General features: G+C 70.3%; 15 protein-coding genes. 13 read left to right on the forward strand and 2 right to left on the reverse strand.

Annotated elements, in window-relative coordinates; all coding sequences use genetic code 11:
• The first annotated feature begins 45 nt into the window (after positions 1-45).
• From ACYVJH_RS02000 to ACYVJH_RS02030, 7 genes are all read left to right on the forward strand, one after another.
• Positions 46-345, forward strand: a complete 300-nt coding sequence (locus ACYVJH_RS02000) for a YciI family protein (protein ID WP_460452984.1) — start codon at positions 46-48, stop codon at positions 343-345.
• Positions 342-623, forward strand: coding sequence for a BolA family protein (locus ACYVJH_RS02005; RefSeq protein WP_460452985.1), 282 nt, complete (start codon positions 342-344; stop codon positions 621-623). The genes ACYVJH_RS02000 and ACYVJH_RS02005 overlap by 4 nt, the downstream gene beginning before the upstream one ends.
• Before the next feature lie 200 nt (positions 624-823).
• Positions 824-4,321 (forward strand): chromosome segregation protein SMC, encoded by a 3,498-nt coding sequence (smc, locus tag ACYVJH_RS02010; protein WP_460452986.1) that lies wholly within the window; start codon positions 824-826, stop codon positions 4,319-4,321.
• A gap of 75 nt (positions 4,322-4,396) precedes the next feature.
• Positions 4,397-5,167, forward strand: a complete 771-nt coding sequence (gene zipA / locus ACYVJH_RS02015; RefSeq protein ID WP_460452987.1) for a cell division protein ZipA — start codon at positions 4,397-4,399, stop codon at positions 5,165-5,167.
• 10 nt (positions 5,168-5,177) lie between these two features.
• Positions 5,178-7,304, forward strand: coding sequence for an NAD-dependent DNA ligase LigA (ligA, locus tag ACYVJH_RS02020; RefSeq protein ID WP_460452988.1), 2,127 nt, complete (start codon positions 5,178-5,180; stop codon positions 7,302-7,304).
• A gap of 45 nt (positions 7,305-7,349) precedes the next feature.
• Entirely contained in the window at positions 7,350-8,318 is a 969-nt protein-coding gene (epmA, locus tag ACYVJH_RS02025; protein ID WP_460452989.1) for an EF-P lysine aminoacylase EpmA, read from the forward strand.
• Positions 8,319-8,428: 110 nt separating this feature from the next.
• Entirely contained in the window at positions 8,429-9,007 is a 579-nt protein-coding gene (locus ACYVJH_RS02030) for a DUF3011 domain-containing protein (protein WP_460452990.1), read from the forward strand.
• Here ACYVJH_RS02030 and ACYVJH_RS02035 read toward each other — a convergent pair.
• Positions 8,935-9,732 carry a hypothetical protein gene (locus ACYVJH_RS02035; RefSeq protein ID WP_460452991.1) on the reverse strand — a complete coding sequence of 266 codons (798 nt, stop codon included), beginning with the start codon at positions 9,730-9,732 and terminating at the stop codon, positions 8,935-8,937. The two genes, ACYVJH_RS02030 and ACYVJH_RS02035, sit on opposite strands and share 73 nt — an antisense overlap.
• A gap of 74 nt (positions 9,733-9,806) precedes the next feature.
• Between ACYVJH_RS02035 and mtnA the strand changes: the two genes are divergently transcribed.
• The 6 genes from mtnA to pbpC all read left to right on the forward strand — a co-directional run bounded on the left by mtnA (position 9,807) and on the right by pbpC (position 23,853).
• Entirely contained in the window at positions 9,807-10,865 is a 1,059-nt protein-coding gene (mtnA, locus tag ACYVJH_RS02040) for an S-methyl-5-thioribose-1-phosphate isomerase (RefSeq protein ID WP_460454253.1), read from the forward strand.
• A gap of 103 nt (positions 10,866-10,968) precedes the next feature.
• On the forward strand, positions 10,969-13,602 hold the full coding sequence (gyrA, locus tag ACYVJH_RS02045) for a DNA gyrase subunit A (RefSeq protein ID WP_460452992.1): 2,634 nt from the start codon (positions 10,969-10,971) through the stop codon (positions 13,600-13,602).
• 86 nt (positions 13,603-13,688) lie between these two features.
• On the forward strand, positions 13,689-15,758 hold the full coding sequence (locus tag ACYVJH_RS02050; protein WP_460452993.1) for a PDZ domain-containing protein: 2,070 nt from the start codon (positions 13,689-13,691) through the stop codon (positions 15,756-15,758).
• A complete protein-coding gene (locus ACYVJH_RS02055) occupies positions 15,755-16,534 on the forward strand; it encodes a hypothetical protein (RefSeq protein WP_460452994.1) in 780 nt (259 codons plus the stop codon). Before ACYVJH_RS02050 ends, ACYVJH_RS02055 begins: the two co-directional genes overlap by 4 nt.
• Before the next feature lie 65 nt (positions 16,535-16,599).
• The gene (locus ACYVJH_RS02060; protein ID WP_460452995.1) at positions 16,600-21,489 is read left to right on the forward strand and encodes an alpha-2-macroglobulin family protein; all 4,890 of its coding nucleotides are present in this window, start codon (positions 16,600-16,602) and stop codon (positions 21,487-21,489) included.
• Positions 21,490-23,853: a penicillin-binding protein 1C gene (gene pbpC, locus ACYVJH_RS02065; RefSeq protein ID WP_460452996.1), complete on the forward strand. Its 2,364-nt coding sequence runs from the start codon at positions 21,490-21,492 to the stop codon at positions 23,851-23,853. It begins immediately after the preceding gene.
• Here the strand turns inward: pbpC and ACYVJH_RS02070 are convergent.
• Positions 23,850-24,335 carry a redoxin family protein gene (locus ACYVJH_RS02070; protein WP_460452997.1) on the reverse strand — a complete coding sequence of 162 codons (486 nt, stop codon included), beginning with the start codon at positions 24,333-24,335 and terminating at the stop codon, positions 23,850-23,852. The genes pbpC and ACYVJH_RS02070 overlap by 4 nt on opposite strands.
• Between the last annotated feature and the right edge of the window lie 81 nt (positions 24,336-24,416).

The following is a 24,416-nucleotide window of genomic DNA, read 5'->3' on the forward strand; positions in this document are numbered from 1 at the left end:
ATTCGGACATAATGCCGGCCAACAGGGTCGGAACCGGGGGGTCCGATGTGGTACGCCATCAAAGGCACTGACCGGGCCAACGCCCTTGCGGCGCGCCAGCAGGCGCGGCCCGCACATCTTGCCAGGCTGCAGGCCCTGGCGGCCGAAGGCCGGCTCAAGCTGGCCGGGCCGCTGCCGGCCATCGACGCGGAAGACCCCGGTCCCGCCGGTTTCACCGGCAGCCTGGTGGTGGCCGAATTCGCCGATCTTGCCGCCGCCCGCGCCTGGGCCGACGCCGACCCCTACCTTGAAGCGGGCGTCTACAGCCAGGTCGACGTCTGGCCCTTCCGCCCGGTGCTGCCATGAGCCTGCCCCGCGAGGAACGCCCGGCCGCCATCCGCGCCATGCTCGAGTCGGCGCTGGCCCCGGAATCGCTGGAAGTGGTTGACGACAGCCACCGCCACGCCGGCCACGCCGGCGCCCGCGACGGCCGTGGCCACTTCAAGGTCAGCATCGTCAGCCGCGCCTTTGCCGGACTGGCCCCGCTGGCGCGGCACCGCAAGGTCTACGCCGCGCTGGGGCCCCTGATGCACAGCGACATCCACGCCCTGTCCATCCAGGCCCGCACGCCCGACGAAGCCTGAGGCCCGGAGATCGCCGGGCCCTGCCGGGCCGCTGTTATACTGCCCCTCGGCCGCGCACCGGGGACCGCGCTCTGCCAATGAAATCAACATCTTGGCGTGGGCGGCGGACCGGTTCGTGGACTTCCCCTGGACCCTGCGGCGGGGCGGCTTGCCAGCCCCGCGGCCGGCCGGTTCGTCCGGTCGACTGAGAACCCCGATCAATGCGCCTTTCCACGATAAAGCTGTCCGGCTTCAAGTCCTTCGTTGACCCCACGGTGCTGCACCTGCCGACCAACATGACCGGCGTGGTCGGTCCCAACGGTTGCGGCAAGTCCAACATCATCGACGCCGTGCGCTGGGTCATGGGCGAAAGCTCGGCCAGCCGCCTGCGCGGTGATTCGCTCACCGACGTCATCTTCTCGGGCTCGTCATCGCGCAAGCCGGTGAGCCAGGCGCAGGTCGAACTGATCTTCGACAACACCGAAGGCACCATCGGCGGTGAATTCGCGCGCTACGCCGAAATCTCGGTCAAGCGACTGGTCAGCCGCGACGGCCAGTCCAACTACTACCTCAACGGCGCGCGCTGCCGTCGCCGCGACATCACCGACCTGTTCCTGGGCACCGGCCTGGGACCACGCAGCTACTCGATCATCGAGCAGGGCATGATCAGCCAGATCATCGAGGCCAAGCCCGAGGACCTGCGCGTGTACCTGGAGGAAGCCGCCGGCATCTCCAAGTACAAGGAGCGCCGCAAGGAAACCGAATCGCGCATCAAGGGCACCCGGGAAAACCTCGACCGCCTGAGCGACCTGCGCGAGGAAGTGGACAAGCAGCTCGAGCACCTCAAGCGCCAGGCCCGCGCCGCCGAGCAGTACCAGGCCCTTCAGGCGGAACGCCTGAACAAGGACGCCCAGCTCAAGGCGCTCGAATTCCGCCGTTTCGACGGCGACCTCAAGGCGCTCAACGAAGCGCTGACCCAGGACGAGATCAAGCTGCAGGCCTTGCTGGCCGACCTGCGCCAGGCCGAAGCGCAGATCGAGGCCTGCCGCAGCCAGCAGAGTGAAGCCAGCGACGCCCTGGGCAAGGCCCAGGCCGAGGTCTACCGCATCGGCGGCGAACTGGCCCGCATCGAACAGCAGATCCAGCACCAGAAGGAACTGCGCCAGCGCCTGGAAACCGCCCGCACCGAGGCCGACGCCGCCTTTGCGCAGGTCGGCGAACACATCAGCGGCGACGAACGCCAGCTGGCCGAACTGCACAACGCCATCGCCGCCGCGGAACCCCGGCTCGCCACGCTGCGCGCCGACGACGAGGGACGGCAGGACGCGCTCAAGGCCGCCGAAGCCGCCCTGCACGATTGGCAGCAGCGCTGGGACACCTACGCCAAGGCGCAGTCGGAAGCCGCGCGCTGGGCCGAGGTCGAGCGCACCAAGATCGAATACCTGGAAAAGCAGGCCCTGGACGCCGGCCGCCGCCGCGAAACCCTGTCCGGCGAGCGCAGCGGCCTGGACACCAGCGCCATTTCCTCCAGCCTGGCCCAGCTGAGCGCCGACCACGACCAGCAGAAGGCGGGCCTCGACGGCCTGGGCGAGCAGCTCGAGCAGCGCAAGGCGGCCCTGTCCGGCCTGCAGGACCAGCAGCGCCAGCAGCAATCCGAACTGGCCGACGTGCGCAAGCAGGCGCAGGCCGCGCGCGGTCGCCTGTCCTCGCTCGAAGCGCTGCAGCACGCGGCGCTCGGCCAGGAAAAGAACGTCGCGCTCGACTGGCTCAAGGCCCAGGGCCTCGACGGCCAGGCGCGCCTTGGCGAATCCCTGCAGGTTGAACCGGGCTGGGAAACCGCCGTCGAAACCGTGCTCGGCAGCCTGCTCGAGGCGGTCACCGTGGACGCGCCGCGCGAGTGGCTCGACGCCATCACCCAGCTATCCCAGGGCCGCGTGGCGCTGGTTTCCGGCGAGTCCGGCAGCTTCCAGGCACCGGCGGGTTCGCTGGCCGCGAAGGTGCAGGGCCCCGACACCGTGCGCCGCCTGCTGGCCGACGTGCTGGCCGTGGACGATGCACAGGCCGCGGCCGGGCTTGAGCTGGGCATGAGCAACTCCGCGATCACCCGCGCCGGCGAATGGCTGGGCCAGGGCTGGCTGCGCGTGCTGCGCAGCGGCGAAGCCCAGCAGGGTGCACTGGCCCGCGAACGCGAGATCCAGACGTTGCGCGCCGACATCGACGCGCTGGGGAAAAAGGAGCAGGCGCTCAACGACGGCCTGACCTCCCTGCGCGACAAGCTGCTGGAAGCCGAACAGCACCGCGAGGACGCCCAGCGCGCGCTGTACATGGCGCACCGCGGTGTGTCCGAACTCGCGGGCCAGCTGCAGGGCCAGCAGGGCCGCCTTGAATCGGCCCAGGCCCGCGTGGCCCGCATCGACGCCGAACTGGCGACCCTGGCGACCACGCTTGAAGAATCCCAGGCCAATGCCCGCGAAGCGCGTGCGCGCCTGGAACAGGCCGTGGCCAAGATGGGCGACCTGGAAACCGAACGCCAGGCGCTCGACGGCCAGCGCCGCAGCCTGGGCGAGCAGCGCGACCTGGCCCGCAACAGTGCCCGCGAAGCCCGCGAGGCCGCGCACCAGCTGGCCCTGACCCTGGAATCCCAGCGTGCCCGCGTGGTCGCGCTCAGCCAGTCGCTGGCGCGTATGGGTAGCCAGAAGGCGCAGCTCGAGGTGCGCCTGAACGAATTGCAGTCCCAGCTTGCCGAGGGCGACGCCCCGGTCGTGGCGCTTGAAGGCCAGCGCCAGGCCGCCTTGGACCAGCGCGTGGTGGCCGACAAGGCCCTGGGTGCGGCGCGCTCGGCCCTGGACGGTATCGAAGCCGAGATGCGCAAGTACGAGCAGGTGCGCCAGCAGCGCGACCAGCAGTCACTGGCCCAGCGCGAAGCCATTTCGCAGAAGAAGCTCGAGCACCAGGCCCTGCAGCTGCGCGCCAGCCAACTTTCGGAGGCCGTGGCCGAAGCCGGCCTGTCGCTGGATGAAGTGGTGGCTGCGCTTCCCGAAGAGGCCGAGGTCGAGGCCTGGCGCAAGGCGCTGGCCGACATCGACGCCAAGATGCGCCGGCTCGAGCCGGTCAACCTCGCCGCCATCCAGGAATACGGCGAGCAGAGCGAGCGCAAGACCTACCTCGATGCCCAGGACGCCGACCTCACGTCGGCGCTGGAAACCCTGGAAGAAGCCATCCGCAAGATCGACCGCGAGACCCGCGGCCGTTTCAAGGAAACCTTCGACCGGGTCAACACCGGCGTGCAGGAGCTCTACCCGCGCCTGTTCGGCGGTGGCCACGCCTACCTCGAGCTGACCGGCGAAGACCTGCTCGACACCGGCGTCTCGATCATGGCGCGCCCGCCGGGCAAGCGCGTGTCGAACATCTCGCTGCTTTCCGGCGGCGAGAAGGCACTCACCGCCGTGGCCCTGGTGTTCGCGATCTTCCGGCTCAACCCGGCGCCGTTCTGCCTGCTCGACGAGGTGGATGCGCCGCTGGACGAGGCCAACGTCGGTCGCTTCTCGTCCATGGTCACCGAGATGAGCGAAAAGGTGCAGTTCCTGTTCGTCACCCACAACAAGGCGACGATGGAAGCCGCGAAACAGCTCTCGGGCGTCACCATGCGCGAGCCCGGCGTCAGTCGCCTGGTGTCGGTGGACCTGGCCGAAGCGGCGCGCCTGGTCGGCGCGGCCTGACCGCCGCCGGGAATTCGGGCATCATTCCGCAGGGCGGCGCTTGCCGCCCACGGACAAGGAAACAGGGAGGGGACCATGTTCGAAGGACTCAGCGACACCGCGCTGCTGCGCATCGCCATTGGCGTCGCGGCCCTGCTCCTGTTTGCCGTGATCATCTTCAGCAGCCGCCGCAGGCCGGGGCAGGGCCGCCGTGCGGCGCCACCGGCGCGTGAGCCGGGCAAGGCCGGCCGCCAGGAACCGACGCTGCGCGAAATCATGGAAGCCGACGCCCAGACCGGTGGCGACGCCGCCGGGGTGGAGCAGTCCGAACTCGACCTGCTGGAGAAAACCCTGGCCGGCGAGCCGGTGCCCGACCGCACGCCGGCTGGCCCGCCGGCGCCGGGTGCGCGCCCGGACGAAAATTTCGACAAGGTCGTCAGCCTGTACCTGGCTGCCCGTGCCGGCCAGGCCTTCCATGGCCCGGACCTGGTCGTGGCCGCGGAAAAGGCCGGCCTGGTCTATGGCCACATGAACATCTTCCACCGCCTGGTCGACAACCATCCCGAACAGGGGCCGGTTTTTTCGGTGGCCAACCTGGTCAAGCCCGGCTCGTTCGAAATGGCCGGCATCCAGGACCTGCGCACGCCGGGCATCAGCTTCTTCATGGCGCTGCCGGGCCCGCTGCCGGCGCTGGATGCCTGGGACGCGATGCTGCCCACGGCGCAGCGCATGGCCGAACTGCTCGACGGCGTGTTGCTCGACGAGGAGCGTAATGCCCTGGGCCGCCAGCGCATCGCGCACATCCGCGAAGACCTGCGCAACTACGACCGCAAGCAGACCAAGTGGGACCTGCGCACCACTCGCTGAGAACGGCACCATGACCGACGCGGCCAAGCGCATCGCCGCCCTGCGCCTCGCGCTCGAGGACGCCAACCACCGCTATCACGTGCTCGACGACCCGGCGATCCCGGATGCCGAGTACGACACGATGCTGCGTGAGCTGCAGGCGCTGGAAGAAGCCAATCCGGCGCTGCGCACGCCCGACTCCCCGACCCAGCGGGTCGGCGCGGGCGTCCTGCCGGGCTTCGAGACCGTGGAGCACGAGGTGCCCATGCTCTCGCTCAACAACGCCTTCAGCGAAGAGGAGGTGCGCGAGTTCGTGGCGCGCATCACCAAGGAACTGGGCGAGCCGGAGCCGGCATTTTCGGTCGAGCCAAAGCTCGACGGCCTGGCGATCAGCCTGCGCTACGAAAATGGCCATTTCGTGCGCGGCGCCACCCGCGGCGACGGCGCCACCGGCGAGGATGTCACCCAGAACCTGCGCACCATCCGCGCCATCCCGCTGAAGCTGCGTGGCCACGACCTGCCCGACGTGCTCGAGGTGCGCGGCGAGGTCTACATGCCGCGTGCCGGCTTCGAGGCCTACAACGCCCGGATGCGCGAAACCGGCGGCAAGGTGCTGGCCAACCCGCGCAACGGCGCGGCCGGTTCGCTGCGCCAGCTCGATCCGAAACTGGCGGCGGCACGGCCGCTGGCGTTCTACGCCTACGGCCTGGGTGCCACGGGCGACTGGCCGCCGCCGCCGTGCCACTCGGAATTGCTGCGTGCGCTCCGGTCCTTCGGGTTCCCGGTGTCGCCGGAAGTCTCGGTGGCGCGCGGCGCCGATGGGCTGCTGGCCTACTACGAGGGCATCGGCGCCCTGCGCGACAGCCTGCCGTACGACATCGACGGCGTCGTCTACAAGCTCGACCGCCAGGACCAGCAGAAAGCCATGGGCTTCGTCTCGCGCGCGCCGCGCTGGGCCATCGCGCACAAGTTCCCGGCCCAGGAACAGACCACCACGGTCGAAGCGATCGAGGTGCAGGTGGGCCGCACCGGCGCGCTGACGCCGGTGGCGCGGCTGGCGCCGGTGCAGGTGGCCGGCGTCACGGTCACCAACGCCACCTTGCACAACGCAGACCAGATCGCCCGCCTGGATGTACGCGAGGGCGATACGGTCATCGTGCGCCGCGCCGGCGACGTCATCCCGGAAGTCGTGCGCGTGGTCGAAGACCGACGCCCGGTGGACGATCTGGGCCGGCCGCTGCATGCGCCCTGGCCGTTCCCCTCCCAATGCCCGGCCTGCGGCTCGCACATCGAGGCCGTCCGCAAGGTCCTGCGCCAAACCAAGGCCGGCGTCGAATACGCCGAAGGCGCCACGCTGATCTGCACCGGTGGCCTGGTCTGCCCGGCGCAGCGCAAGCAGGCGCTGGTGCACTTCGCCTCGCGCAAGGCCATGGACATCGACGGCCTGGGCGAACGTTTCATCGAGGCGCTGGTGGATTTTGGCTACGTCAGGACGGTCGCCGACCTGTACGCGCTGGGCCTGAAGGATTTCCTGGAAATGAAGCGCCGCGCCGACGAGCGCGACGGCACCATTCCTGAAACCGTCAAGGCCGGCAAGGTCGCAACGCGCTGGGCGGAAAACCTGGTGGCGGCGATCGCCGCCAGCAAGACCACCACGCTTGAACGCCTGTTGTTCGCCCTGGGCATCCGCGACGTCGGCGAGTCCACCGCGCGTACGCTGGCGCGCTGGTTCGGCGCGCTCGAGCCGGTGATGGCCGCCGGCCTGGACGTGCTGGTCGAGATTCCGGACATCGGGCCGGTGGTGGCCGAGCGCATCGTCGGCTTCTTCGCCGAACCCCATAACCGCGAGGTCATCGCCGCCTTGCGCACCGCCGGCGTCAGCTGGCCCGAAACGCAGCCCCAGCGGGCCGCACAGGGTCCGCTGGCCGGGCAGACGGTGGTGCTGACCGGCGCCCTGTCGGCGATGAGCCGCGACGAGGCCGGGAACCGCCTGCAGGCCCTGGGCGCGAAGGTGGCGTCGAGCGTGTCGAAGAAGACCAGCTTCCTGGTCGCGGGCGAAGCGGCCGGCTCCAAGCTTGAGAAGGCCACCGCCCTGGGCGTGGACGTCTGGGACGAGGCGCGCCTGCAGGCCTTCCTGAACGAGCACGAAGCGCGATGACTGCCATCACGTCCCGGGTCACGGCCGCGGCGTAAAGTAAGGGGCATGAAAAACAGCAAGCCCACCGCCCATGCCCGGGCCCTGCGCCTGCGGGCCGACCTGTACGCGCTGATCCGGCGGTTTTTCGCGGAACGCGGCGTGCTCGAGGTCGAGACCCCGATGCTTTCGATGGCCGGCAACACCGACCCGAACATCGAAAGCTTCCAGCTTGAATTCACCGGTCCACGTTCCGCCGGTGCCAGCACCCGCTGGCTGCGCACCTCGCCCGAGTTTCCGCTCAAGCGCCTGCTGGCCGCGGGCGTAGGCGACTGCTACGAACTGGGCCGGGTCTTCCGCAACGGCGAAGCCGGCGTACGCCACAATCCCGAATTCACCATGCTCGAGTGGTACCGGGTGGGCTGGGACCACCACCGGCTGATGGACGAGACCGCCGAACTGCTCAAGGCCGCGCTGGCCCTGGCCGGTCGCCGGGCGACGGTGCGCGACACCAGTTTCCGCCAGCTGTACCTGGACAAGTTCGGCTTCGACCCGCTGTCCGCACCCGAGGACGAGCTGCGCTCGCCGCTGGGGGTTTACGACATCGACCCGACCGGCCTGACCCGCGACGATTGGCTGGACCTGCTGATGACCCATCTGATCCAGCCGTCGATCCCGGCCAGCCGCATCCTGCTGGTCTACGACTACCCGGTCAGCCAGTGCGCCCTGGCCCGGATCCGCCCGGGCAAGCCGGCGGTCGCGGAACGGTTCGAGGCCTACCTGGGTCCGCTCGAGCTGGCCAATGGCTACCACGAGCTGACCGACGCGGACGAGCAGCGTGCGCGGTTCGAACTGGACCTGGCCCGCCGGCGCGCCCGCAATGCGGCCGAGACGGCCATCGACGAACGCCTGCTCGCCGCGCTGCCCAAGCTGCCCGACTGCGCCGGCGTGGCGCTTGGCGTCGATCGCCTGCTGATGGCCTTGCTGGGCACCGAGAAGATCGCCGACGTGCTGGCCTTCCCGTTCGAGCGAGCATGAACGTTTTCTGAGCGCGGCTCGGTGAATTACCCCGGATTGACCCGGTATTCAGTCCAGCGAACCTAAATTGGGCCACGTCGGCGCCCGGTCCGGCGTGACGGAGGAAGCCCATGACCCGACTTCTCGTATCCCTGCTGCTGGCCGCCGTGGCGCTGCCAGGCGCGGCCCAGGCGCGCGACCGCTACGACGACCACCGCTACGACGACTACCGTCACGGCCCGCAGGTGATCCGCTGCGAATCGATCAAGCAGCGCGACCGTTATTGTCCGGTCGACACGCGCGGCGGCGTGCGCATCGTGCGCCAGGAATCGCGCGCCGACTGCGTGCTTGGCCGCACCTGGGGTTACGACCGCGGTGGCGTCTGGGTGACCCGCGGCTGCCGTGCACGCTTCGAGGTCGGTGGCCGCGCCTATGCGCGCGGTCCCCACGATGGCCGTTACGACCCGCGGTACCGGGGGCGCGACGACCGAGGTTACGGCTACGGTTATGGCCAGGCCCCGGCGCGCGTGCTGCGCTGCGAGTCGCACGACAACCGTCCCAACTTCTGCCGCGTGCCCGGCGGCCTGCGCGAAGCCAATATCGAGCGCCGCCTCAGCAAGGCGGGCTGCAACTACGGCTATTCCTGGGGCTTCCGCCGGGACGGTGTCTGGGTCGACCGCGGCTGTCGCGCCGACTTCGTCGTCTTCTGAGGCTTCGCGGCGGTTTTCGAAGGCGCCCGCTTCCTGGCGGGCGCCTTTTTGCTGGCTGTCTTCCGGGTGCCGGCGCTGACCGCCGTGCTCGGCATGGCAAGGCCGGTGAGCTGCCGGCCCAGCGTGGTCGCCAGCTTGAGCGGGGGCATCGCCAGCGACAGGGCTTCCGCGCTCCAGGACTTGAGCGTTGATGGCGCCATGTTCAGGGCGCTGGCCAGGGGTTTGGGCAACCAGTCGGCGCCGGCCTTGCGCAGGCGACAGACGCTGTCGGCGTATCGCCCGGCGGCCCAGGTTTCGGCGACGGCGTGCACGGTGGCCGTCACCAGGGGTTCAAGCGGGGTGTAGCGCATCAGCGGCGCGCTCAGCGCATCGGGCAGCCAGCCGCGCAGCAGGCCGCGCAGGCTTTCGCGCGTGGCCAGCGGGCTCAGCACGGCCTGGGTCTGGGCCACGGCCAGCACGCCTTCGACTTCCCAGGCGGCCGGTTTGAGCCGGTAACGGCGATAAATTTCCTCGACGACCGCGCGCTGGGTGGCCTGCGCCGATTCGCGGCTGCCGACGAAACGAAGGCCCGACGGTAGCAGCGGCCGCAGCAGCGGCAGGCGATCGAGCACCACCTGCATGGCGGCGCCGGCGCCGGCGCGCACGCAGGCGCCATGCAACAGGGTCTCGATGCCCGAGTCGGGGAGGGCGGTGCCGGCGGTCCGGCGGCTGGGACGGCTTGCCATGGCCGCAGGATAACGCGATGGCCGGCCGGCGTGGCTTGGTAAACTGCGTGTTCACACCCGTTACGGCAGCCGCCATGGACTTCGACCGCTACGACCGCATCCGCCCGATCCGCTGGATGGGCGACCACCTGGCGCTGCTGGACCAGCGCAAGCTGCCCTTCGTGGTCGAGGACGTGGCCTGCGCCGACAGCGACGCGGTGGCGGCCGCCATCCGCGACCTGGTGGTGCGCGGTGCCCCGGCGATCGGCATTTCCGCGGCCTGGGGCGCAGTGCTGGCCGGCCGGAGCATCCAGGCCGGCGACGGCGCCGGGGCGCTGGCGAAGCTGGCGCCGGCCCTGGACCGGCTGCAGGCCGCCCGCCCGACCGCGGTAAACCTGATGTGGGCCCTGGCACGCGTGCGCCAGGCGCTGCGGGTGGCCGGCGGGAACTGGCGCGAGGTGCTCGAGTGCGAAGCCCGCGCCATCGAGTCCGAGGACCTGGCCGCCAACCGTTACATGGGCGCCCTGGGCGCGGCCCTGATCGAACCGGGCAGCGGCGTGCTGACCCACTGCAACACCGGCTCGCTGGCCACGGCGGGTTTCGGTACGGCGCTGGGCGTCATCCGTGCCGGCGTGGCCGAGGGCCGCATCGCCCGGGTGTTCGCCAGCGAAACCCGGCCCTGGCTGCAGGGCGCCCGCCTCACCGTCTGGGAGCTGCTGCAGGACGGCATCCCGGCCACCCTGGTGGCCGACGGGGCCGTCGCCCACCTGATCAAGGGCGGGCAGGTGCAGTGGGTGGTCGTCGGCGCCGACCGCATCTGCGCCAACGGCGACGTGGCCAACAAGATTGGTACCTATTCGCACGCCATCGTCGCCCGCCATCACGGCGCCCGCCTGATGGTGGTGGCGCCCTCGTCCACCGTGGACATGGCCACGGCCTCGGGCGAGGACATCGAAATCGAGATGCGCGACCCCGCCGAACTGCTGTCCGTGGGCGGCGTGCGCATGGTCGCCGAGGGCGTGCAGGCCTGGAACCCGGTGTTCGACGTCACCCCCGCCGCGCTGGTGGATGCCATCGTCACCGAGCGTGGCGTGGTGCACCAGCCGGACGCGAACCGCATGGCGGCCCTCTTCGGTGCGCAATCCGCCGCCTAAGTGCTTGTTTTTGCCGGCCTAAACCGCCCCGCCAAAGGGCGGTTTCTGGTATGATTCCGGGCTACTGAAACGCTTGCCCACAGGCTCTGGAACGGAATCACGAATGGCAGACCTCGCGAAGGAAATCATCCCGGTCAACCTCGAAGACGAGATGCGCAGGAGTTACCTCGATTACGCCATGAGCGTGATCGTCGGCCGCGCCCTCCCGGATGTCCGCGACGGCCTCAAGCCGGTCCACCGCCGCGTCCTGTTCGCGATGAACGAACTCGGCGCGCACAGCAACAAGCCTTATTACAAATCGGCGCGAATCGTCGGTGACGTCATCGGTAAATACCACCCGCACGGCGACCAGTCGGTGTACGACACCCTGGTGCGCATGGCGCAGCCATTCTCGCTGCGTTACCTGCTGGTGGATGGCCAGGGCAACTTCGGCTCCGTGGACGGCGACTCCGCCGCCGCCATGCGTTACACCGAGGCGCGCATGTCCCGGCTCACCCACGAGCTGATGGCCGACATCGACAAGGAAACCGTCGATTTCCAGCCCAACTACGATGAGAAGGAACTCGAGCCGACGGTCATGCCGGCACGGTTCCCGAACCTGCTGGTCAACGGCTCGGCCGGCATCGCGGTCGGCATGGCCACCAACATCCCGCCGCACAACCTGGGCGAGGTGATCGACGCGGTCATCGCCCTGATCGAAGACCCGGAAGCGAGCATCTCCGACCTGATGCAGTACGTGCCGGGGCCCGATTTCCCGACCGCCGGCATCATCAACGGCGCGGCCGGCATCCATGCCGCCTACCACACGGGACGCGGCCGCGTGCGCATCCGCGCCAAGGCCGACATCGAGGTCAACGAGGACAACGGCCGCGAGGCCATCGTCGTCACCGAGATTCCGTACCAGGTCAACAAGGCCCGCCTGATCGAAAAGATCGCCGAGCTGGTGAAGGAAAAGAAGATCGAAGGCATCTCGGAGCTGCGCGACGAGTCCGACAAGGACGGCATGCGCATCTACATCGAGGTCAAGCGCGGCGAGTCGGCCGAGGTCGTGCTTAACAACCTGTACCTGCAGACGCCGATGGAATCGGTGTTCGGCATCAACATGGTGGCGCTGGTGGACGGCCGGCCGCAGATCCTCAACCTCAAGCAGATGCTCGAGGCCTTCGTGCGCCACCGCCGCGAAGTGGTCACCCGTCGCACCATCTTCGAACTGCGCAAGGCGCGTGCCCGCGCCCACATCCTCGAGGGCCTGACGGTCGCGCTGGCCAACATCGACGAGATGATCGAACTGATCAAGACCTCGGAGAACCCGGCCGTGGCCAAGGAGCGCATGCTGGCGCGCACCTGGCCGCCCGGCCTGGTCGGCGCGCTGCTGGCCGCCGCCGGCGCCGATGCCTCGCGTCCCGAAGACCTGCCCGAGGGTGTCGGCATGCAGGCCTCGGGCTACCAGCTCACCGAAACCCAGGCCCAGCAGATCCTCGAGATGCGCCTGCACCGCCTCACCGGGCTGGAGCAGGAAAAGCTCACCGAGGAATACAAGCAGCTGCTCGAGGCCATCCGCGCGCTGATCGAGATCCTCGAGAACCCGGAGCGCCTGCTCCAGGTCATCCGCGACGAACTGCAGTCGCTGCGCGCGGAATACGCCGACGATCGCCGCACCGAAATCCGCCCCAGCGAAGAAGACCTGGACGTGCTCGACCTGATCGCGTCCGAGGACGTGGTGGTCACGCTTTCGCACGCCGGTTACGCGAAGCGCCAGCCGCTCACCACCTACCGCGCGCAGAAGCGCGGCGGCAAGGGCCGTTCGGCCACGGCGATGAAGGAAGAAGACTTCATCGACCGCCTGTGGGTGGTCAATACGCACGACACGCTGCTCACCTTCACCAGCACCGGCCGGGTGTTCTGGCTCAAGGTCTACCAACTGCCCGACGCTGGTCCGAACGCCCGCGGCCGGCCGATCATCAACTGGATCCCGCTGCAGGAAGGCGAAAAGGTGCAGGCAGTCCTGCCGGTGCGTGAGTTCGACGAACAGCGCTACGTGTTCTTCGCCACCCGCGACGGCACGGTCAAGAAAACGCCGCTGTCCGACTATTCGCGCCCGCGCTCTACCGGCATCTGGGCCATCAACCTCGACGACGGCGACGGCCTGGTGGACGTGCAGCTCACCGACGGCGAATGCAACGTCATGCTTTTCGCCAGCAACGGCAAGGTCGTTCGCTTCGACGAAGGCGAGGTCCGGCCGATGGGCCGCACCGCCACCGGCGTGCGCGGCATGCGCCTGAAGGACGACAGCGAGGGCCATGCCGCCAAGGTGGTCAGCATGATCGTCGTGGACGGCGAGGGCGACATCCTCACCGCCAGCGCCAACGGTTACGGCAAGCGCACGCCGGTGTCGGAGTTCCCGCGCAAGGGCCGCGGCACCCAGGGCGTGATCGCCATGCAGGTTTCCGATCGAAACGGCACCCTGGTGGGCGCGATCCAGCTGACCGAAAAGCACGAGATCCTGCTCATCTCCGACCAGGGCACCCTGGTCCGCACGCGTGCCGCCGAAGTCAGCCAGGTCGGCCGGAACACCCAGGGCGTCACCCTGATGCGGGTGGGCAAGGACGAGAAGCTGATCGCGGTCGAGCGCGTGGACGTGCTTGAAGTCGACGCCGACGTCGATGGCGACGAAGGTGGCCTCGACGCCGGCCCGGCCGGCGAAACCGCCGCCGAGGGTGACCAGCCCGGCGCCTGAGCCGGGCAGGGGCCCGTGAAGGGGCGGGTCGCGCGGAACTCTCCGCGCGACCTGTACCCTAAGCCCGGAATCCCATGGAGCGCCCGATGATCCTGACCCGTCCCGCCGCGGCCCTGCTGGCCGCCTGCCTGGCCGTCGCCCCGAGCGTGGGAGCGGCCGATCCCGCATCGTCCCCGTCCGTGGTGGCACCCAACGCCCGGACCATCGCCGCGGCCCGCGACACGGTGCTGCCGATGGTGGTGAGCATCCTGACGGTGCGCGAGGACTTCAAGCAGGGCGAGCCGGTGCTGACCGTGTCCTCGGGCAGCGGCACGGTGGTCACGCCCCAGGGCCACGTCGCCACCAATGCCCACGTCACCCAGAAGGGCCGCAGCTTCCGCGTTGTGTTCGCCGATGGCCGTGAGCTGCCCGCGCGCCTGGTGGGCACCGACACGCTGTCGGACCTGGCCGTGCTGCAGGTGCAGCCGCCAAAGCCGGAAACCTTTGCCCACGCCCGGTTCGCCGACACCCTGGACCTGTCGCCCGGCGACACGGTGCTGGCGATGGGCGCACCCTGGGGACTCTCCAATTCTATGAGCGCCGGCGTGGTCAACAATCCGCGCCGCCTGCTGGTTTCCCTGTTTGACGACGAAGCCGACTACGAAGACCGCCTCGGGGCCGACGAACCCACTGGCCGCTACTACGCCTGGATCCAGCACGATGCCGCGATCGCGCCCGGCAACTCCGGTGGCCCGCTGGTGGATCTCTCCGGCCGCATCGTGGGGGTCAATACCCGCGGCATGATCTTCGGTGGCGACCTGGCGTTCGCGATCCCCGGCCCCGATGCCAGTGACGTCGTGGATGCACTGATCGAACGCGGGGAGATCAAGCGCTCGCACCTGGGTTTCCGCCTGCGCTCGCTCAAGGGCACCGGCGAATCACAGGGCGTGCTGGTCAATTCGGTCGAGCGCAGCTCGGCGGCCGAAAAGGCGGGGCTGCGTGCCGGCGACCGCATCGTGGCGGTCAACGGGGCGGCCGTGACCGCGCTGCAGCCCGTGGACGTACCCGCGCTGCAGCGTCGCATCGCCGAGCTGCCGATCGGCGCCGAGGTCCGGCTGGGCATCGCCCAGGGCGACAAGCGCCGCGAACTCACGCTCACCACCCGCGCCCAGCCCGAGGACAGCGGCGAAGAGCGTGCCTTCGCACCGTTCGGAGCATCGCTGGCCGAACTGACCGCGGCCATGGGCCGTCGCCGCAACCTCGAAGGCGAACGTGGCCTGCTGGTCACCGGCCTGCGCCCCGGGGGCCCGGCGGCCATCGCGCGGCCGGCACTGGAGGCCGGCGATCTGCTGCTCAAGGTGGACGGCAAGCCGGTGCCGGACCTGGCGGCGCTGGAAGCCGTCGCCGGCGCGCCGCCGCCGGAAGGCCGCGCACTGGTGCTTGAATACCGGCGCGGTCCGGAGCGACGCATCGCGCTGCTGGTGCCCAAGCATGGCGACCAGGTACGGGTGCCGCTGCCGGAGCTGGACAAGGCCTGGTCTGGCGTCGAAGTGCAGCCGATCACCACGTCCCTGGCGCGTGAACTCGGGCTGCCTGGCCCGGGCTTCCGCATCACCCGCGTCTACCCGGGCAGCCCGCTGGGCGAGGCGGGCGCAAAGATCGGCGACCTGCTGACCGCGATAGACGGCGTTGCGCTGCGCGCGGCCAACGAAACCTCGGACCTGCCTTTCCACCAGCGCGTGCGCGACCTGGCGGTCGGCCAGCAGGTCACCATGCAGGCCAGCCGCGGCAGCCGGGACCTGGCGCTGGAGGTCGCGCTGCGCGCCGCGCCGGCCAATACCGCGTCACTGCGGACCCTGGCCCTGACCCGGCTGCGCGCGCAGACCCGCGAACTGGGCTTCTTCGACCGCGCCGCCCGCGACCTGCCGGCCAGCCAGCAGGGCGTGATGGTGGATGGCGTCGAGGGTGGTGGCCCGGCCGGCCTGGCCCACCTGCAGCGCGGCGACATCATCGTGCGCCTGGGCAACCAGGCGGTGAACGACCTGGCCGGCCTGCGCACGGCGCTCGACGCGGCCCTGGAGAACGGCAACGGCCGCGTCATCCCCGTGCAGGTGCTGCGCGGCGCGGAAACCCGCATCCTCTACCTTGAACGCTACTGGCTCACGGAGACCCCATGACCCTCGTCCGCCTGCTTACCCTGGCCCTGCTGCTGGGCGCGATGCCACTCCAGGCCGCGACCGCGGACAAGGAATTCGACGACTATCGCGAGATATTCACCCTGCTCGGCGAACGCCATGCCGATGCCGTGGTGACGGTGAAGTTCGTGATGTCGGTGACCAACTCCGGCAACGAACAGCGCGTCGAGGACCGGACCCAGGCCGTGCTGGTCAGTGCCGACGGCCTGCTGCTGGTGCCCGAGCGCACGATCAGCCTGGATTTCTCCAGCTTCCAGGACGGCTCGCAGGGCGCGCCCGTGGCCAAGTCCAGCGACTTCCGGGTACGCCTGGCCGGCAGCGACGAGTGGCGCCCGGCCGACCTGGTGACGCGCGACAGTGCCCTGGGGCTGGCCTGGCTGCGCCTGCGCGACCCGCAGGGTGAACTGCCCTTCATCGACCTTTCGCGCGGCGCGCCGGCCCGGCCGGGCATGGCGTTCTTCTCCGTGCTGCGCACCTCGGACGAATACGGCGGCGTCGCCGTGTTCCGCCCCGGCCTGGTGCTGGGGGAAACCCAGACGCCGACCTTCCGCCTGCTGGTGGACGGCGTGCCTGGCCTGGCCTTTTCGCACGATGGCCTGCCCATGGGCTACGTGGACGTGGATCTGGCCCAGCTGATGCGTTCGCGCAACACCGGCATCGGCATGGACATGGCCGACATGGTGCTGCGCATGATCCCGGTGGAGAAGGTCGCCGCCGCCACCGCGCAGGCCGCGATCCTGCCGATCGCCGGCGAATAAGCCAGGGCGGCTTTTGTCGTCTGCGTGGCGGCCTATACTGATTGGGTCCCCCGGGGAGCCAGGCCATGCCCGTTGAATTCGTGCTTCGCCGCGCCGCGGCGATCGTCCTCGTCGCCAGTGCCTTGCTGCTGGCCTCGGGTTGCCAACGCGATCCCGGCCAGGTGCCGGAACTCCAGGGCGGCGCCCCGGTGGATACCCGCGCCACACCGGATGGATTCGGGCTCGAGGGTGCCGGCCACGGTCGGCACGACGGCGCCACCGCCATCGAACTGCGTTTCACGCGGCCGCTGGCCGCCGGCCAGGCTTTCGACGAACGCATCGCGGTCACCGGCCCCGACGGCGAGGTGGTGAAGGGCAGCTGGGTGCTCGACGACAGCGCCATGGTCCTGCGTTTTCCCTACGTCGAAGCCAGCCGCAAGTATCGCGTGCGCCTGCGTGCCGCCCTGGCCGCCGCCGACGGCAGCACCCTGGGCAGCGATGTCGAGCGCGAGCTCGATACCGCGCCGGTGGATCCTGCGGTGGGGTTTGCTTCGCAGGGCAACGTGCTGCCGGCCCGCGATACCCGCGGCCTGCCGGTGGTGTCGGTGAACGTCCCCGAGGTCGACGTTGAATTCCTGCGCGTGCGCGAGTCCGAGGTCGCCAACTTCTTCGTCAGCTACCAGCGCGGCGGGCGGCGTGGTGGCTGGGACCTGTCCGAAAGCCAGTGGCAGGACCGCGTTGCCATAACCCGGGTCGCCGAACCGGTTTACCTCAACCGTTTCGTGCTCGGCGGCGCGCAGAACGAACGCCGCGTGTCCTACCTGCCGGTGCAGAACATCGCCGAGCTGCAGAAGCCCGGCGTGTACTTCGCGTTGATGCGCCGGGTGGGTGCCTACGACGAGGAGTACGAGACCGCGATCTTCTTCGTCAGCGACCTCGGACTGCACCTGCGCGCCTACGGCGAGGAAGTGTTCGTGCATACGGCCTCGCTCAGGTCCGGTGACCCGGCCGGCGACGTGACGCTCGAAGTGCTGGGCCGCGACGGCAGCGTGGTGGTCGCCGCACGGACCAACGCCGCCGGCAACGCCCGCGTGGCCTATGCACTCGATGCCGGCCACGTGCTGGTCGCCCGCAGCGGCAACGACGTGTCGGTCCTGCCGTTCAACCAGCCGGCGCTGGACCTCTCCGAGTTCGCGGTGGCCGGGCGTGCCCAGGCCTGGTTCGACGTGTTCGCCTGGTCGGGCCGCGACCTGTATCGGCCGGGTGAAACCCTGCACATTTCAGCGCTGATGCGCGACCACGACGGCAAGGCGGTCAAGCCACAGCCGTTGTTCCTGGCGCTGCGCCAGCCCGACGGCAAGCTGTATCTCGAAACCCGGCTGGTGCCGGGCGAGGGCGGCTATTACGACTGGCAGCAAGCCCTGCCGCCGGAGGCGCCGACCGGGCGCTGGCGGGTTGAATTCCGCACCGCACCCGGCGCCAAGGAAGTCGTGCAGGGGCTGTCGCTGCGCATCGAGGAATTCCTGCCCGAGCGCATGCGGCTCGAGCTCGATGCCCCGGAAACCCTGGCGCCCGGCCAGCCCCTGGCCCTGGCCGTCGACGCGGCCTATCTCTACGGCGCGCCGGCGGCGGGCAACCGGTTCACGGCACGGCTTTCGCTGTCGCCAGCGCTGCATCCGGTCGAATCCTTGCCTGACCACCACTTCGGCGATCCCGGCCTGCCGATGCCACGCGAGCCGCGCGACGTGGTTGACGCCAAGCTCGACGCCAGCGGCAAGCTCACCCAGGACATTGCGCTGCCCGAGGAGGTCGCCGGGCCGGGCGGCCCGGTGTCGGTTCTGGTGGCGGGCAGCGTGTACGAAAGTGGCGGTCGTCCGGTGACCCGCACGCTCTCCCGCGGCCTGTGGCCGGCACCGGTGCTGGTAGGCGTGCGGCCGCTGTTCGACGTCGAAGAGGGTGCGCCGGCGAACGGCAACGCTGGTTTCGAGGTGCTGCGAAGCAATGCCGCCGGCGAACTGGCCGAGGGCTCGCTGGAGGTGAGCCTCGTGCGTGAACACCGTGATTACCACTGGCGCCGCGACGACAGCGGCTGGGCCTTTGACTACACCGCCCGCCACGAAATCGTGGAAACCCGCGAGCTGGCGGCGCGCGGAAGCGGCGGCACCCGCATCGATTTCCCGGTGCAGTGGGGCGAGTACCGGCTCGAGGTCCGCGACCCGGCCACCGGCCTGGTGACGCGCCTGCCCTTCGTGGCCGGCTGGAGCTGGGACAACCAGAATCGTGGCCTGGACGCCCGCCCCGACAAGGTGAAACTGGCGCTGGACAAGACCCACTACCGCGCCGGCGACCGCCTGGTGGTGACGGTGACGCCGCCGCAGCCCGGACCGGGCCTGCTGCTGGTCGAGTCCGACCACTTGCTGCACGTGCAGCCGCTGGAGGCCAAGCCTGGCGCCAGCTACGAACTCGAGGTCACCGAGGACTGGGAACGCCATGACGTCTACATCACCGCGCTGGTGTTGCGCGGCGGGTCGGCGCTGGAAAAGGTCACGCCCGCGCGTGCGGTCGGCGTGGCCCACGTGCCCATGGACCGCGGCGACCGCCGCATCGAGGTCGGCATCGAGGTGCCCAAGCTGGCCGAACCCGAAGCCGATCTGCCGGTGACCGTGTCGGCGCCGGCACTGGCGGGGCAGACTGCCTGGGCGACGGTATCGGCGGTGGACCTGGGCATCATCAACATCACCCGCTTCCCGGTGCCCGATGCCGCTGCGCATTTTTTCGCGCAGCGCCGCCTGGGCGTCGAAGCGCACGACATCTACGGGCGCGTGATCGAAAGTTTCGACGGCGAAGCGGCCCGCCTGCGGTTTGGCGGTGACATGGCGCTGGCGGCGCTGCCGCAGGCGCGGCGTCCGACGGCGCGGGTCAAGACCGTCGACCTTTTCTCCGGGCCGGTAAAGCTCGACGCCAAGGGCCGCGCGACGGTGGCCCTGCCGGTACCGGACTTCAACGGCACGCTGCGGGTGTCGGCCCTCGTCTTCGGCGACGAGCGATATGGCCAGGCCAGCACGGAAAGCGTGCTGCGCGCGCCGGTGCTGGCCGAACTCAGCGCGCCGCGCGTGCTGGCGCCGGGTGACCGCAGCACGGTCACGGTGGACCTGCAGAACTTCACCGGCAAGGCCGGGGAATTCAAGCTGCGCCTGGCGACCGACGGGCCCCTGGCGGTCACCGGTGGCGCCCGCAGGGTGACACTGGCGCCGGAGGCGCGCGAAACCCTCAGTTTCGCGCTCACGGCCACCGAAGGCGTGGGCCTGGGATTGCTGAAACTGCAGGTCGAAGGCGGCGGGCATTCGGTCAACCGCGAGTTCGACCTGCCGGTGCGCCCGGCCTGGGGTTCGCTGGCACGTTCACAGGCGCAGGCGGTGGCGCCGGGCGACACGCTGGCCCTGGATGCGCGCCTGACGGAGGGCCTGATGCCGGCCACCGTTTCGGCGCGGCTCACGCTGGCCGCGCAGCCGCCGGTGCCGTTCGCGCAGGCCCTGCGCAACCTGCTCGACTACCCCTACGGCTGCGCCGAGCAGACGCTCAGTCGCGGCCATGCCGCGCTGCTGCTCGACCAGGAGACGGCCGCCAGCCTCGACCTGGCGGGCCTGGCCGGGGACGAACGCCGGCGCCGGCTCGAGACCAGCATCAGCCGCCTGGCGGCGCTGCAGGCCGACAGCGGGCATTTCTCGATGTGGGGCGGCAGCGACACCTCGCCGATCCTGACGCCGGCGATCGCCGAGTTCCTGCTGGCCGCGCGCGACGCCGGCTTCGCGGTGCCCGAAGCGATGCTGCAAAAGACCCTCGAGCGGCTCAACGAGGACCTGCTCTCGGGTGGCCTGCCGTTCTACGCCTACGACCAGTCCGACCACCTGCGATTTGCCTACCAGGCCCAGGCCGGCCTGGTGCTGGCCAGCCTGAACCGGGCGCCGCTGGGCACGCTGCGTGCACTGCACGACAACCAGCGGGAAAACGCGCTGACCGGCTTGCCGCTGGTGCAACTGGGCCTGGCGCTGGCGCTCCAGGGCGACACCGCCCGCGGCGAGGCGGCGATCGCCGAAGGCCTGGCCAAGGCCTCGAAACGGCCGCGCTGGCTGGGCGACTATGGCAGCGACCTGAGCGACCAGGCCCTCGTCCTGGCCCTGCTGCGCGAACACGGGCGCGATACCGCTGGCCAGGATGAGCGCTTGCTGGCCCTGTCACGCGACCTGCAGGCGCGTGGCACCTGGTACAGCACGCGTGAGCAGATCGCCCTGGCACGCCTGGGGCGCCAGCTGGCGCTGGATGGCGGGCGCACCTTCGCAGGCACCCTGGTGGCCGGCGGTGAAAGCAGCGAGCTCACGCCCGACCGCATGCACGTGCGCAGCTTCGGCCACGGCGAACTTGCCGCGGGCGTGCGCTTCACGGCGGCGTCGGAGGCGCCGGTGTTCAGCATCCTCGACGTCGCCGGCATCCCGCGGCGTGCGCCCGAATTCGACGACAGCGCGATCAGCGTCGTGCGCAGCTGGCACAACCCCGACGGCAGCCCCTGGAAACCGGGACCGCTGCGCGAAGGCCAGGTGCTGGTGGCTGCCCTGCGCATCGAGGCGCGCGAGGCCATGCCCGACGCACTGGTGGTCGACCGCCTGGCCGCCGGGTTGGAGATCGAAAACCTCAACCTCAGCGACCCGGAGCAGTGGAGTGGGGTGACGATCAACGGCATCACGCTGTCCGAGCGCAACTTCGCCGCCGACCTGGCGCACGAGGAATACCGCGACGACCGCTACGTGGCGGCGCTCAAGCTCTATCCCGGCCAGGCCGCGCACCTGTTCTACCTGGTGCGGGCGGTGACCCCGGGCACCTACGCGGTGCCACCGCCGCAGGCAGAGGACATGTACCGGCCGGCGCTTCGTGGCACCGGCCGCGCCAGCCCGGCCACGGTGACCGTCGGAACGCCCTGAATGGGCGCTCCCGGCTCCCGGCGGACCAGCGGGGCGCGGGGCCGACGCTGGATCTTGCCGGCGCTGGTCCTGTGGCTCGGCGGCTGGTGGGGGCTGGACCGGCTGTTCCCGCCGCCGCTGCCTGCCGCCGGCGGCGCCACCGTGGTGCTGGCGGCGGACGGCACGCCGCTGCGCGCCTTTCCCGACCGCGAGGGCACCTGGCGGTACCCGGTGGCGCCCGACGAGGTGTCACCGTATTACCTGCAGGCGCTGCTGGGCTACGAGGACCGCTGGTTCCACCAGCACAGCGGCGTCAATCCGCTGGCCCTGGCTCGCGCGACCTGGCAGCGGCTCCGGCATGGCCGCGTGGTGTCCGGTGGTTCGACCCTGAGCATGCAGGTCGCACGCATCCTCGAACCGCATCCGCGTACCTTCGGCGGCAAGCTGCGACAGGCGCTGCGCGCGCTGCAGCTGGAGTGGCGGCTGGACAAGGAACAGATCCTGGCGCTCTACCTCAACCACGCACCGTTCGGCGGCACCGTGGAAGGCGTGGAGGCCGCCAGCTGGGCCTACCTGGGCAAGTCGTCCCGTGACCTCTCCCGCGCCGAAGCGGCGTTGTTGGCCGTGTTGCCGCAGGCACCCAGCCGGCTGCGGCCCGACCGTCACCCGGAACGGGCGCGGCTGGCGCGCGACAAGGTGCTCGACCGCCTGGCCCGGCAGGGCGACTGGGCCCCGGCCGACGTGGACGCCGCCCGCATCGAAGCGGTGGTGTCGCGCCGGCTGCGGCCGCCGATGCACGCCGCGCTGCTGGCCCGGCGCCTGCACGCCGCCTTTCCCGGCGAAGGCCGCATCCGCAGCACGCTCGACGCCGACCTGCAGCGCAGTCTGGAAGCGCGGCTTGCCGCCTACTTCGCGCCGCTGCCCGAGCGCAGTTCGGCGGCCCTGCTGGTCGTGGACAACGCCACCCTGGAAGCCCGCGCATACGTCGGTTCACTCGATTTCGGCGACGCCGATCGCCTGGGCCACGTCGACATGGTGCGGGCCGTTCGCTCGCCCGGTTCGACGCTCAAGCCATTCCTGTATGGCCTGGCCATGGACGACGGACTGGTCCATTCGGAAAGCCTGCTGATCGATGCGCCGCAATCCTTCGGCAACTACCGCCCGGACAACTTCGACCCGACCTTCAATGGCCCGGTGTCGGTCGCCGAGGCACTGCGGCTTTCCCTGAACGTGCCGGCGGTGGACCTGCTCGACCGGGTCGGGCCGGCGCGTTTCACCGCGCGCCTGGCGCACGGCGGTGTCGGTCTGCGCCTGCCGCGCGGCGCCCAGCCGAACCTGTCGATCATCCTGGGTGGCACCGGCACCCGCCTGGAGGAACTGGTCGGTGCCTATGCCGCCTTCAACCGAGCCGGCCTGGCGGGCGAGGTGCGTTACACCCCGGACGCACCGCTGCGTGAGCGCCGCCTGCTGTCCGAAGGTTCGGCCTGGATCGTGCGCGAAATCCTGGAACAGCATGGCCGCCCCGGTCTCCGCGACGGGGTGGTGGATGCCTCGCGGCGCCAGCGCGTGGCCTGGAAGACCGGCACCAGCTATGGCTTCCGCGATGCCTGGGCGATCGGCAGCACGGTGCGTTATACAGTCGGGGTCTGGGTGGGCCGGCCCGACGGCACGCCGCTCCCGGGTCAGTACGGGGCGATCACCGCCTTGCCCCTGCTGTTCGAGGTGATCGACGGCCTGCCGCGCGATCCGCGCGACGGCCAGCGCCCGCCGATGCCGGCCAGCGTGGAAAAACGCGAGATCTGCTGGCCGCTGGGCCTGCCGCCGGACCCGCAGGCGCCCGGGCTTTGCCACCGCCGGCGCGAGGCCTGGGTGCTGGCCGGCCAGATGCCGCCGACCCTGCCCGAGCGCGACGCGCGCACCTGGGGCGCCGGTCGCCTGGTGATCGACGTGGATGCGCGCAGTGGCCAGCGGCTATCGGCCAGCTGCCGGGGAAACCCAAGACGAAGCCGGCGTGAAATCGCGCGCTGGCCCAGCCTGGCCATGCCCTGGCTGCCGGCGAGCGAACGCAAGGCCGCCGCCATCCCGCCGCTTTCGCCCGACTGCGCGGCCGACGCGCTGGCCGGGCTGGAGAACCTGCGCATCGAGGGTCCGGCCGAGGGCAGCGCGCTGGCCGCGCCGCCGGGAAGCAAGCGGCCGCCGACACTGCGCCTGCGTGCGTTGGGCACCGCGACGCGCGTGCAGTGGCTGGTGAACGGGCGGCTGGCCGGGGAAACCCGCGGCCAGGGCAACTGGACGGTGCGCTTCGACCAGCCGGGCCCCCAGCACGTCACCGCGCTGGCGGACACCGGGGCCTGGGCCGAACTGCGGCTTCGCGTGCTGGACTAGGCGGCGGGCAGCTGCGAGAGCACGTAGTCGGCCGCCGACACCTTGAACTCGCCGGGTGCCTCCACGTGCAGCTGCTTCACCACGCCGTCCTCGGCGTACAGGGCGAAACGTTTCGCGCGCAGGCCCATGCCGAAGGCGGTGGCGTCGAGCTCCAGGCCCAGGGCCTGGGTGAAGGCGCCATTGCCGTCGGCCAGCATGTGCAGGTCCGCGGGCACGTCCTGGTCCTTGGCCCATGCCCCCATCACGAAGGCGTCGTTCACCGACAGGCAGGCCACTTCAACGCCGCGGTCGCGGAAGGCGGCCATGTTCTCGACGTAGCCGGGCATGTGTTTGGCCGAACAGGTCGGGGTGAACGCGCCCGGCACGGCGAACAGAACCAGCTTCTTGCCGCCGAACAGTTCGCGGGTGTCGACGGCCTGGACGCCGTCGCGAAGCACGTTGAGGGTGGCCTGGGGAATCTTGTCGCCGACCTGGATGGTCATAGGGGGGGCTCCGGAGTGGGGTGGGGCGGAAAGTCGCTCAACGTTCGGTTATATCGGATGGGCGGCTGAAAGCAAATGGGT

It is taken from the genome of Arenimonas aestuarii (assembly GCF_054781715.1).

Bases quoted from the DNA above. Each gene is read 5' to 3' on its own strand.
- zipA (WP_460452987.1), top strand. From the start codon at position 4,397: ATGTTCGAAGGACTCAGCGACACCGCGCTGCTGCGCATCGCCATTGGC.
- ACYVJH_RS02060 (WP_460452995.1), top strand. From the start codon at position 16,600: ATGCCCGTTGAATTCGTGCTTCGCCGCGCCGCGGCGATCGTCCTCGTC.
- ligA (WP_460452988.1), top strand. From the start codon at position 5,178: ATGACCGACGCGGCCAAGCGCATCGCCGCCCTGCGCCTCGCGCTCGAG.
- ACYVJH_RS02070 (WP_460452997.1), bottom strand. From the start codon at position 24,335: ATGACCATCCAGGTCGGCGACAAGATTCCCCAGGCCACCCTCAACGTG.
- epmA (WP_460452989.1), top strand. From the start codon at position 7,350: ATGAAAAACAGCAAGCCCACCGCCCATGCCCGGGCCCTGCGCCTGCGG.
- ACYVJH_RS02055 (WP_460452994.1), top strand. From the start codon at position 15,755: ATGACCCTCGTCCGCCTGCTTACCCTGGCCCTGCTGCTGGGCGCGATG.
- pbpC (WP_460452996.1), top strand. From the start codon at position 21,490: ATGGGCGCTCCCGGCTCCCGGCGGACCAGCGGGGCGCGGGGCCGACGC.
- ACYVJH_RS02005 (WP_460452985.1), top strand. From the start codon at position 342: ATGAGCCTGCCCCGCGAGGAACGCCCGGCCGCCATCCGCGCCATGCTC.
- smc (WP_460452986.1), top strand. From the start codon at position 824: ATGCGCCTTTCCACGATAAAGCTGTCCGGCTTCAAGTCCTTCGTTGAC.
- ACYVJH_RS02030 (WP_460452990.1), top strand. From the start codon at position 8,429: ATGACCCGACTTCTCGTATCCCTGCTGCTGGCCGCCGTGGCGCTGCCA.
- ACYVJH_RS02035 (WP_460452991.1), bottom strand. From the start codon at position 9,732: ATGGCAAGCCGTCCCAGCCGCCGGACCGCCGGCACCGCCCTCCCCGAC.
- ACYVJH_RS02050 (WP_460452993.1), top strand. From the start codon at position 13,689: ATGATCCTGACCCGTCCCGCCGCGGCCCTGCTGGCCGCCTGCCTGGCC.
- mtnA (WP_460454253.1), top strand. From the start codon at position 9,807: ATGGACTTCGACCGCTACGACCGCATCCGCCCGATCCGCTGGATGGGC.
- ACYVJH_RS02000 (WP_460452984.1), top strand. From the start codon at position 46: ATGTGGTACGCCATCAAAGGCACTGACCGGGCCAACGCCCTTGCGGCG.
- gyrA (WP_460452992.1), top strand. From the start codon at position 10,969: ATGGCAGACCTCGCGAAGGAAATCATCCCGGTCAACCTCGAAGACGAG.